Annotated in this window: 11 protein-coding genes and 1 pseudogene; 9 read left to right on the top strand and 3 right to left on the bottom strand. The window is 35.6% G+C overall.

What is annotated here, in order from left to right:
* The first annotated feature begins 79 nt into the window (after positions 1–79).
* The 5 genes from CP355_RS08640 (at position 80) to CP355_RS08615 (ending at position 4,487) form a co-directional block, all read left to right on the top strand.
* Positions 80–571: a hypothetical protein gene (locus CP355_RS08640; RefSeq protein ID WP_098036457.1), complete on the top strand. Its 492-nt coding sequence runs from the start codon at positions 80–82 to the stop codon at positions 569–571.
* Between the two features lie 261 nt (positions 572–832).
* Entirely contained in the window at positions 833–1,474 is a 642-nt protein-coding gene (locus CP355_RS08635) for a hypothetical protein (protein WP_098037091.1), read from the top strand.
* 98 nt (positions 1,475–1,572) lie between these two features.
* On the top strand, positions 1,573–2,493 hold the full coding sequence (locus CP355_RS08630) for a DMT family transporter (protein WP_098044340.1): 921 nt from the start codon (positions 1,573–1,575) through the stop codon (positions 2,491–2,493).
* Positions 2,486–3,406 (top strand): DMT family transporter, encoded by a 921-nt coding sequence (locus CP355_RS08625; RefSeq protein WP_098044339.1) that lies wholly within the window; start codon positions 2,486–2,488, stop codon positions 3,404–3,406. The genes CP355_RS08630 and CP355_RS08625 overlap by 8 nt, the downstream gene beginning before the upstream one ends.
* Positions 3,407–4,001: 595 nt before the next feature.
* Positions 4,002–4,487 carry a C40 family peptidase gene (locus tag CP355_RS08615; protein ID WP_087176594.1) on the top strand — a complete coding sequence of 162 codons (486 nt, stop codon included), beginning with the start codon at positions 4,002–4,004 and terminating at the stop codon, positions 4,485–4,487.
* Between the two features lie 46 nt (positions 4,488–4,533).
* Here the strand turns inward: CP355_RS08615 and CP355_RS08610 are convergent, their stop codons facing one another.
* The 3 genes from CP355_RS08610 to CP355_RS08600 form a co-directional block, all read right to left on the bottom strand.
* Positions 4,534–5,220: a type 1 glutamine amidotransferase gene (locus tag CP355_RS08610; RefSeq protein ID WP_098044338.1), complete on the bottom strand. Its 687-nt coding sequence runs from the start codon at positions 5,218–5,220 to the stop codon at positions 4,534–4,536.
* Between the two features lie 109 nt (positions 5,221–5,329).
* Complete coding sequence (locus CP355_RS08605; protein ID WP_232792154.1) at positions 5,330–5,584, bottom strand: type II toxin-antitoxin system RelE/ParE family toxin; 255 nt, start codon at positions 5,582–5,584, stop codon at positions 5,330–5,332.
* A gap of 5 nt (positions 5,585–5,589) precedes the next feature.
* Entirely contained in the window at positions 5,590–6,000 is a 411-nt protein-coding gene (locus CP355_RS08600) for a type II toxin-antitoxin system RelB/DinJ family antitoxin (protein ID WP_025006447.1), read from the bottom strand.
* A gap of 194 nt (positions 6,001–6,194) precedes the next feature.
* Here CP355_RS08600 and CP355_RS08595 point away from each other — a divergent pair, with 194 nt between their 5' ends.
* From CP355_RS08595 to CP355_RS08580, 4 genes and pseudogenes are all read left to right on the top strand, one after another.
* On the top strand, positions 6,195–7,799 hold the full coding sequence (locus CP355_RS08595; RefSeq protein ID WP_098044337.1) for an ABC transporter ATP-binding protein: 1,605 nt from the start codon (positions 6,195–6,197) through the stop codon (positions 7,797–7,799).
* A gap of 235 nt (positions 7,800–8,034) precedes the next feature.
* Positions 8,035–9,260: pseudogene (locus tag CP355_RS08590) on the top strand (MFS transporter).
* A 193-nt stretch (positions 9,261–9,453) separates the two neighbouring features.
* Positions 9,454–9,729 (top strand): type II toxin-antitoxin system Phd/YefM family antitoxin, encoded by a 276-nt coding sequence (locus CP355_RS08585; protein ID WP_013087009.1) that lies wholly within the window; start codon positions 9,454–9,456, stop codon positions 9,727–9,729.
* Positions 9,726–9,983, top strand: a complete 258-nt coding sequence (locus CP355_RS08580; protein ID WP_025006274.1) for a Txe/YoeB family addiction module toxin — start codon at positions 9,726–9,728, stop codon at positions 9,981–9,983. Before CP355_RS08585 ends, CP355_RS08580 begins: the two co-directional genes overlap by 4 nt.
* The last annotated feature ends 254 nt before the right edge of the window (positions 9,984–10,237 follow it).

Below are 10,237 nucleotides of genomic sequence, written 5' to 3'. Positions count from 1 at the left end.
AATCACAACGATTCGACTCTTTTCAATTTGTCAATGTCTTAACTTAATGACATTGATTTTTTTGGAATGAGGTTTTATTATGTTAAACAACGAACTGTCGGCAGAGATGGTGGACCATTTAACCGCTGGAATTTTGAAGAAGTATAATGATAAATTACTTTCTGCGGTGCAGCGATTGTTTCCAGAGCTTGATATCAAAGAAGTGCAATCGCTTGATGACGTGAACGGAAATGCTTTGGGAGAACGAGCAGTGGTTCACGTAATCGCACGGGATGCAAAACGCAGCAAGTATGGTTTGATAATCCAAGTAGGTTCACAACGAGCAGGTGAAAACATTCTTGAAGTGGCTAATGGCTATCAGGAAGAAATTATCTTCGGTAGATTGGATTGCCCTGAAGAAGAATTCAAGGCAGCTTATGTTGTGTTTTTATGCCGTGAAGATCCATTTGGTAAAGGGAAATTTCGTTATGAATATTTTGGCGGCAAGTATGATAAACGAACTGGAAAGACTACACCAGCACCTAATGTAATTTTCTTCAATTTAGATAATGAAGATGAAGAAATTTTTTAGAAAATATAGCTATGTATTTGTTTAAGAAACACAATTAGAACAAAATGAGAATAAATATCGAGCTATCAGATGTATATATCTGGATTTAAATACTTAAATTAAGTCATTAAAAATGTATATATAGTTGAAAATAACACGTAGAAAAGGCTAAAATATAGGGATTTTACGCCTTTTTATTTTTTAGAAAAAATGATGGACAAATCGAAAAGAAGGAATATAATTCTAGTTAAATTAGACAAATGATTAAAAAAGGGTGAGAATATGAATGGACAAATGGACGACCACATGAACAAGCAAGAGCTTAATCATTGGTTACATAGTCGTAAATGGAAGAGAATATTGTTGATCTCAGAATTCGTTTATGTAGTAATTCTGATGTTGACACTAGTTTTTAACTTTTCTGTTTTCATGCATTTAGTAGTATTTCAAGGGATAGCAATTTTCATTTATTTATTAGTCGGTTGGATCTTCGATAAAGGTGATTCAGCTGTCAGCTTTAAAAAGCGTGATACATTATGGGAAACGATCACTAGCATTCGTCTTAATCGTTTATTCTTTATCAGATTTTTCGAAATAGTTACTTTCTGGGTAAACGTAGCAGCAGACATTGCATTTGGACGTAAACTCTGGGACGATATTTTGAATGCACCATTAAAAATCCAACACGCGACGGCGCTTGAGAATGCGTCACTTTACGGCGATTTTGCTTGTGTAATCTTGCTAGCAATAGTCTTTATTGCTATTATTGTTGCAAATAAAAAGACGATGCGTGTTTCTGCGATTTTAGCAATAGTATTTTTACTCGCAGTTTTACCTATCCAGCATGAGATGTTGGTTCCTGTCATTATAGGAATTATTGGTAGTGTTAGTGCAATCGTGCTTTCCTTACAAGCTAAACTGTAAAAATTTAAAATGAATAAAAAATTAACGGACTAGTTCAAGCTAGTCCGTTTTTGTTATGATATAGGTTGCTAGTTTAGTATAGTTGAGGTTTAAGAAGAATGGTTACACAAAAACAACGTCGTCTTTGGGCATTCTTGGCTGCCCTAGCCTGTGTTATGTGGGGAATCTCAGGTTTATTTGCCAAGAGCTTATTTAATACGAGTCCGTCCATCACGCCAATGTGGCTTTCACAAATCAGAATGGTCACATCTGGTATTATCTTGTTGATCGTAGCTGGATTCTTAAAGCAAAAGCCAATCGCTACGATGAAGAATAAACATGATGCTTGGGTAATTATTGCTTACGGTATTTTTGGTTTATTACCCGTGCAATTATTTTACTTTATCGTTGTGCAACAATCTAACGCTTCAATTGCCACAATTTTACAGTTCATCGGTCCATTTTTCGTAATGGCATATTTAGCCTTTACGCATAAACAAGTAATGCGCCGGATTGATGTGATTGCAGCGATCTGTGCCTTTATTGGGGTTGTTTTGCTTGCGACACACGGTCGTTTTAATCACTTTGCCATTACGCCAAGCGTTTTATTCTGGGGCTTGCTCTCAGCCGTTGGTGTAGCAACTAATACCTTGATTCCGATCGGCGTTTTAAAACGCGTTTCAAGCTTAGTCGTTACAGGTTGGGGCCTTTTATCTGCGGGAATCTGCTTGATAATCGTTCACCCACAGATGCCACATATTCCTAATACACCACACGTTTGGCTTGATGTGGCTACCGTTATTGTGATTGGTACTTTGATTCCATTCCAGTTGATGACTAATTCATTGCGTTTCATCAAGGCATCTACTGCAAGTTTGCTTGATGCATTTGAACCATTCTCTGCAACGGTAGGTTCAGTTTTATGCTTTGGCTTGGTTATGGCACCAATGGACTGGATCGGTTCAATCTTAGTTGTTTTAGCTGCAATGGCTTTGAATATTTCTCCAAGAAAGAAAAAGGGAAAATTGAATAATGATTGATCCAAAAACACGTAGACTGTGGACTTTTCTGGCAGCCTTAGCCGCTGTCATGTGGGGAATCTCCGGTCTTTTTGCTAAAGGTTTATTCAATATTAGTGCTAAAATAACGCCGATGTGGTTGACCCAAATTCGGTTGATTATTTCAGGAATCGTACTTCTGCTTTTGGCAGGAGCTTTAAAGCAAAAGCCACTTGCTACATTAAAGAATAAGCATGATGCGTTAGTAATTTTCGCTTACGGAATCTTCGGATTATTGCCCGTGCAATTATTTTATTTCATGTGTATTCAGGTAGCTAACGCTTCGATCGCTACTATCTTACAATTCATCGGCCCATTTTTCGTATTAGGATATTTGGCTTTTACTCATAAGCAAGTCATGCGTAGGTTGGATATCTTGGCTGCGATTGCGGCTTTCATCGGTGTCTTTTTGCTGTCAACGCACGGACAATTTGATCATTTGGCCATTACGCCGGTCGCATTATTCTGGGGTCTGCTTTCAGCAGTAGGTGAAGCAACATATACTCTGATTCCAGTTAATATTGTTAAAAGAGTATCCAGCATGGTGGTGACTGGCTGGGGGATGCTGTTTGCAGGAATCAGTTTGGTGATTATCCATCCGCAATTCCAAGCTATTCCTAATAAGCCAGCTGTTTGGTTATATACCAGTGCCGTAATTATCATTGGAACGATTATCCCATTTCAGATTATGGCTAACGCCTTGCGTTACGTTATTCCATCCACAGCCAGCTTGCTTGATGCATTTGAACCGTTCTCCGCAACGGTAGGCTCAGTTCTCTGTTTTGGTTTAGTTATGATGCCAATGGACTGGGTAGGTTCAATTCTGGTTGTGCTAGCAGCTATGGCTTTGAACTTAACACCAAAACAGCCAAAGAAACATAAAGTACATGAATAAAAAAGAGAGGTTTTAATCGACCTCTCTTTTTTTGAAATAGATTAAATTAGTTAAACAGACAAGTAATGTAATAATGCCATAGACAATGAAGATGCTGGTGATTAAGGCAAGAGAAGAAAATTCGATCCAAAAGAAGACGGAGATCGAAATTAAGATGGCTGCTAGGATAATAGTTACAATATTTAGTCTTTTAAATTGTAAAGTAATTCCTGAAGCGAAGGTGCAGGCGGTTGCGATAGATAGGCAGGCTAGGTTGATCATTGATGGAGCGTAAGATGATAGATCACGAAATTCTGAAACTAGTGAAAGGCCCAGAATTAAGGCTATCAGTATTAAAAAATGTCGTGCATAACTGTCTATTTTCTCCATATTGTTTGTTCAACTCCTGTAATCAATGTTAATAGCATATAGAAAAGTGAAAAATTTTTCAAGTTGAGAAAAGAAACATAAGCTCTTTCTTATCAAAATTACAAAATAAGACATTTTCTGTAGTTTTGCTTAATTAGATAGTATTACTTTTAAAACATAGTTGTAATATTTCTCAGGTAATATATAAAGCGTCGAAAGATAAAAAGTAATTAAGGAGAAATGTCAATTGAGTTTTAGACGTAATTTAGTTAAGTTTGCCGCAGTTTTATCAGTATTTTTCACAGGAATTTCTTTTATTAATGTTCCTAACCAAACACAAACTGTGCACGCAGCAGAGCAAAGCACTACAGAAAAACGTGAAGCAGTTGCTGGTCTTGCTAAAAAGCAAGTAGGTAAGCGTTACGTTTACGGCGCTACTGGCCCTTCAGCCTTTGACTGCTCTGGCTTAGCTCAATACGTTTATAAAAAAGCCGCTAAAAAGACATTACCAAGGACTACTTATGGTCAAGTTACTAAGGGTAAAAAGGTTTCGTTAAGCCATCTTAAAAAAGGTGACTTATTATTCTGGGGTTCTGCCTCAGCCCCTTACCACGTTGGTATTTATGTTGGTAATGGACAATATGTGCATGCTGCAACTCCTAGTCAAGGGGTGAGAAAGCAGGCTATCAGTGCCTACTTTTATCCCTCAGCTGCTAAACGTGTTTTAAATTAATTTGATAATGAAAAAGCCCAGTCAGAAATTCTGACTGGGTCATTTTTTATTCTGTGACTTTTTTGGCTTCACTAACACGTTCTTGATGCCAAGCGATAATCATTTTCATGATGGCATTAGCAACATTAGTATTTTTAAGTAGTGGGCCATGTGAGTATGAACCGATGAAGTTACGGTAGCGCAGGCCTTCAACGTGGTCTTGTGGGTTGTTGCCGTAGCCTTCGATCATGTCGCCGAGGGGATGCAACTTGTCTTTGTTGTCGAAGTAAGTTTGACCAGAGTGGTTTTCAAAAGCCTTAACCTCACCCCATTCGGTCATGTAACGGGTGTCACCGATCATTCGCTTGTCGCTCTTGAAGACTGTGTGTAGTGGCAAAATATCCAAACCTGGAATAGTTACGCCATAATTAGTCTTGTAGTAACTACCCATTAGTTGGTAACCACCACAAATGCAAAGCATCGGCTTGTCATCGTTGATGTATTTTCTCAATGTTTCTTTGTGACGTGGCAAGTCTTTAGCGACAACAGTTTGTTCAAAGTCCTGGCCGCCGCCGAAGAAAACGAAATCGTAGTCAAAGGCGTTGAATTCGTCACCAAGTGAAATATTATCAACTTGAGTGTCGTAGCCTTCACGCTTTAGTAAAAAGCTCAAGATTTTAACATCGCCTGAGTCACCGTAAGTATTCATTAAATCTTCGTAGAGATATGCAATTTTAATTAATTTATCGCTCATTTTATTGTCCCTTAGTTCGTTTAATTTCTTCTGTCTAGTATAGCTTAATAGCTAGAATGGGGCAAAGGATTAATATTTGAATACTGTACTTGATGAAGCTAGTATGACATCAATAATGTGTACAGTATCGTTTTCGATAAAGTAGAATATAGCATATTTTTTTGAAATTAACTCGTCGGTATTTTCTTGAAGGAGTTTTTCTATATCTTTCTGGAAAATAATTTAACGCTTGCATAGTTTGCTCAAGATCTTCTACATAATTTTGAGCAGTTTTTGGAGATTGAGATAATTGCAAGATAGAGCTATATATCTCTTTAAGTTCTACAGATACGTTAGGAGTTGATTTGACAGTATATTCTTGCATGAAATTTAAATTCCTAATTCTTTATTCAGTTCGCTAAAAGTTTTACTAATTTCGACACTTTTATCATCTCTTGCATCTTGGGCATGCTTAGCCAACCTTGCTTCAAGCTCCTCTTTAGTCATCTTATTCATATTCATCCAGTCAGGAGTAAGTTCGGCTAATTTATCTTCCCAGTTGGATTTAACGACTTCATACTGAGCAGTGGCCTCGGCGACCATCATAGCGGTGTCGTGGTCGTTTTTGTTTTTTCTTTTCTTTGAGGACAAATCAAAAGGAATTCCTCCAGTCAATGCAATTTGTCGTAAGTACATGTCAATTGCAACTGACATCGGGATGCCAAGTTTGTTTAATACTTTTTCTGCGTTTTGTTTAGTTTCTTGGTTAACACGGACATTGATTGCAGCTTTTTCAGTCATAATTGCACCTCTGTGTAGTAAAAATGTAGTTATTAGATAGTTGATGACTACATATTATCAGATACAGGCAGGAAAGTGAAATAAAATCAATCTTTTTAGTATTGACATAGGAGTAATAAAAATATAGAATTTGTCTAATTTTATATTCATCATATTTTAATATCTTGGATTGCTGTTCAGAATTAGGTGACGCTATGCATATGATTTTTAGCAAAATTGATAAAAAGTATAAAGTTGAATATTGGCTTCTATTAGGAATGAATATTATCAGTACTGGCATTTTAACTTTTAATGTTTATTTGGAAGGAATGCTGCTAAATTCTTTAGTGTATAAGGCTGATAGAGATTCATTTATACGCAGCATTATATTAATAATCACCCTAAGTCTTATAAGACTTTTGTTGTCATATTTCATGAATAAAATTCAAATTCTAGAATTCAGAAAAATAAATATAGAAGTTAACGATGCAATAATAAAGGAATTGTATTCAAAGGATACACTGAAAGTCACAAAAATGAATTCAGTTCGAATGGCAGACAGAATTACTGAGGACACTACTGAAGTGTTGACTTTTTTCTTCCAAACTGTAAATCAAATAATTTCAATCGTGCTTTCCTCAGTCTTGATTTTTACGTATTTATTTACAGCTGGCTCTAGTTTTTTGTTACTGATAGTGATCCTGTTGCCTGCATATAGTGTCATATATTTATTTTTACGGCCTAAGATTTTCAAAGTTAGTTTGAAGTTGAAAGAAGCCTATAATGAATACTTTTCAGGCTTTACCGAATGGTTAAGTAGATACATTGAAATAAAGGGTAATCAAAGAGAGAAAATAGAAAATGAAAGATGGAGTAATACAAAAAGAACGCTTTTAGACGTTGCTAAGCGGGATTTTCTTCTCAATTTAAATATGTCTAATAGCGAGATTGTTTTACAACTTATTTTTCAGTTAGTATTGTTTATTAATGGCGGTTTATCAGTAATTTCCGGCAAGATGACAATTGGTTCTTTTTCAATCATTTTTCAATATTTTGACCAACTTTTGGGAGAAGTAGATGAAGCTTTTTCTATTTTGTTTAACTTTGAATCATTCAGGGTAGCCCGGCTGAGAATCAACAATTTACTATCCATGAAAGATGAGCAAGATGGTGAAAAAGCAGTTTCCAAAATAAATTCGATTCAGGTACAGGATTTTAATATTTATTTAGATGGAAAAACACCATTGTTTACTAGAAAAATTTCTGCTACTTTTGTTGCTCCTGGATTTTATGTTGTAAGGGGTAGAAATGGAATCGGAAAATCAACTTTTCTTAGAACAATAATAGGATTATATACACCAAAAAAAGAAGGAAAAATCACCATAAATGGTGTAAATGCTGATTTGATTAATAAAAGAAAACTGAGAGAATCGAATATAAGTTGTCTATTTCAAGATACACCGCTTCCTAATTGTTCTGTAAGAGACTATTTAGGATCATATCCTAATAAAAGTCAGATTGATAAAAATGAGTATTTTGCAAAAGTCTTTAATTCATCACAATTTAAAATTGAGAAAGTTTTAGATAGAGAGATGAGTGAACTATCAACAGGCGAAATACAATTAGTGAAATTATATTCTGCTATTTTGAAAACTAATGCACAATGCTTTTTACTAGATGAGCCATTGGCGAATATCTATCCTGAACTACAAAATGATTTGTTAAAGTTATTGCAGGAAATAGCGCAGACTAATTTGGTTATTATCATAAGTCACGATTTGCAAGTGAATGAAAATGCTAAAAACATGAGAATAGAGTAACTATTATTCGTGTATTCGTGCTATAATTACCTTAATTTTTACAGAAAGCGAGGACTAAAATGCGCGACATTTTAGGTTTAAGTTTGAGAATGAATTATTTCCTTTCATTCGTCAAACGCTACTTAAGGCTTAACCCAGATTTTTAGCTGAAAGTCTGGGATTTTAAACTACAACTGAATAGTAATTTTCCCTGGCTTTCAGCGACATTAGCAGTGTTGTGAAAAGGAATGGGAAAATGTTTAACTTAATCGAAAAAGAAAATGTCAATGTCAGACGATTATTAGCTGGACGAGTGTTAACTAACATCGCAGATTCACTATTTTACATGGCAATTTTGTGGTTCTTTAAGGTGCGCTTTAATTCACCAGTGATTTTGTCCCTGATTTTCATTGCGGACTCATCAATTGATATGCTGTCGTTTACTTTGGGTCCACTAATTGATCGCATCTATATCAAAAAGATGCTTAAGACTGTTACGATAGTGCAAATAGCAACTAGCGTAATCACGGCGCTATTGTTTCAAGTTGAGTTTTGGCGCGACTTAGTGATTTGGCTTTTATTAGTGGTATATATTATTTCCACGATTGGCTCGACTTTGATTTATCCTGCAGAAGAAAAAATTTTACCAGTCATTGTTTCGAAAGCGAAACTAACAAAAGTAAACGGCGTTTTTCAGATGACTTATAAAACACTCGATTTATTCTTAAATGCGGCGCAACATTATTGATTACTTGGGTGTCACTTGATTTCACGGTGATTATTTCTGCAGTATTTTTTGCAGGAGCGTTAGCTTTTTATGCTAAGTTGATATTACCCAGGAAATTATTATTGCCTGATTCTGCGAACGAATATTTTGCGGAAAATTATTGGCAAAATTTGCTTAAGGGCTGGCATACTTTGAAAGATGAAGGCAAGATAGCACGGTTGATTATGCCTTTTGCAGTGACTAATCTTTTTTACGGTATTTCGTCTGTGGGATTGCCATATTTTGCAACGGAGCATTTGACTAAATCAGCGATTGGCTATGGTAGTTTAGAACTAGCTTCATCAATAGGTGGGCTAGTTGGAAGTGTATTGGTACAGCGACTAACTTTTGATAAAAACAAGATAGAAAGATTGGTCGTTGTATGTCTTGTATTATCGGGCTTGGCGATTGTGCTTGAGCCAGCTGTGCCCAAAGGGATGCCAATTTTGCTGTTAATTCTGTTTTTCACGTCCGAATTATGGATTGTGATGATGAATATTAACTTTGAGGTATTGGTCCAAGAGAGTTTTAGTCCGCATGTTTTAGGTCGAGTAGAGACGATCAATGATTCGATTCTGTCATCGATGATTCCGATTGGCTCATTTTTAGGCGGGCTGATTGTAGCGCGTTTTGGTGCAGATTGGGCGATTGCACTTGAGGGAGTTGCTCAAATTTTGACAGCAGGATATTATTTTGTGATTGAGAAAAAGAAGTAAATAAATAGCAGTGGTCGACTAGATCATTGCTTTTTTTGTAAAGAAGAGCGGTCAAATGATCACCACAATGTGTCTCTAATTGAACTGTCCCATGGTTAATCATTTTTTCAACCATTTACGATTATTGCTTTTGGTAGTAATATAAGTAAAAATATAGTACAATAAGTTGTACAATATAAGGAGGGATTAGTCTATGGATGCGGTTAATTACAGTAATTTTCGTAAAAATTTAAAGCATTATTTTAAGCAAGTCAATGATGATAGTGAACCTTTGATCGTAACTAATAAAGAACCAGAGGATAATGTGGTTGTATTAGGTAAAGAAGATTATGATGCCTTGGTTGAGACATTAGAAATTCAATCTAATCAATACCTAATGGACAAGATTGAAAGAGGGCGTAAACAAGTTAGTGAAGGCACGATAAAGCAACATGAACTAATTGATCCTGAGCAGGTAACAAAATCATGATCGTAGCATGGACGGATGATGGTTGGAACGACTATGTGTATTGGTATGACGATGGTGATTATAAAAAGGTATCAAGAATAAACGATCTTGTGAAAGATATGAAAAGACATCCATTTACAGGTATTGGTAAGCCTGAGCCCTTAAAGAGAAATCTATCAGGGTTATGGTCAAGACGAATCGATTCGAAAAATCGGATCGTCTATGATTGTCATAAATCAATGATAACTATATATTCATGTAAGGATCACTATTGATAATTGGAGTTTTGCAGCAATGATTAATTTCATTGCTGCTTTTTTCATTGACTAAAAAATATAAAGTGCTATTTTTATTAAAATTGGACAGGGGGATTGCTATGAAAATTGGAGTTTCAACAAGTTTAAAAATATATGTGTAATTGTGTTTCTTAAGTATTATAAAGTGTGTTATAATCTCGCTACAAGGTGGTGAGATTTTTTTATGTCTAGAATTATGTATTTAAAAGAAGCTGCTGCCTATCTTGGCAAAG

The sequence above is a fragment of the Lactobacillus sp. UMNPBX4 genome, from assembly GCF_002554115.1.
Lineage (GTDB): Bacteria > Bacillota > Bacilli > Lactobacillales > Lactobacillaceae > Lactobacillus > Lactobacillus gallinarum.
This window is presented reverse-complemented; position numbering and strand designations above follow the sequence as displayed.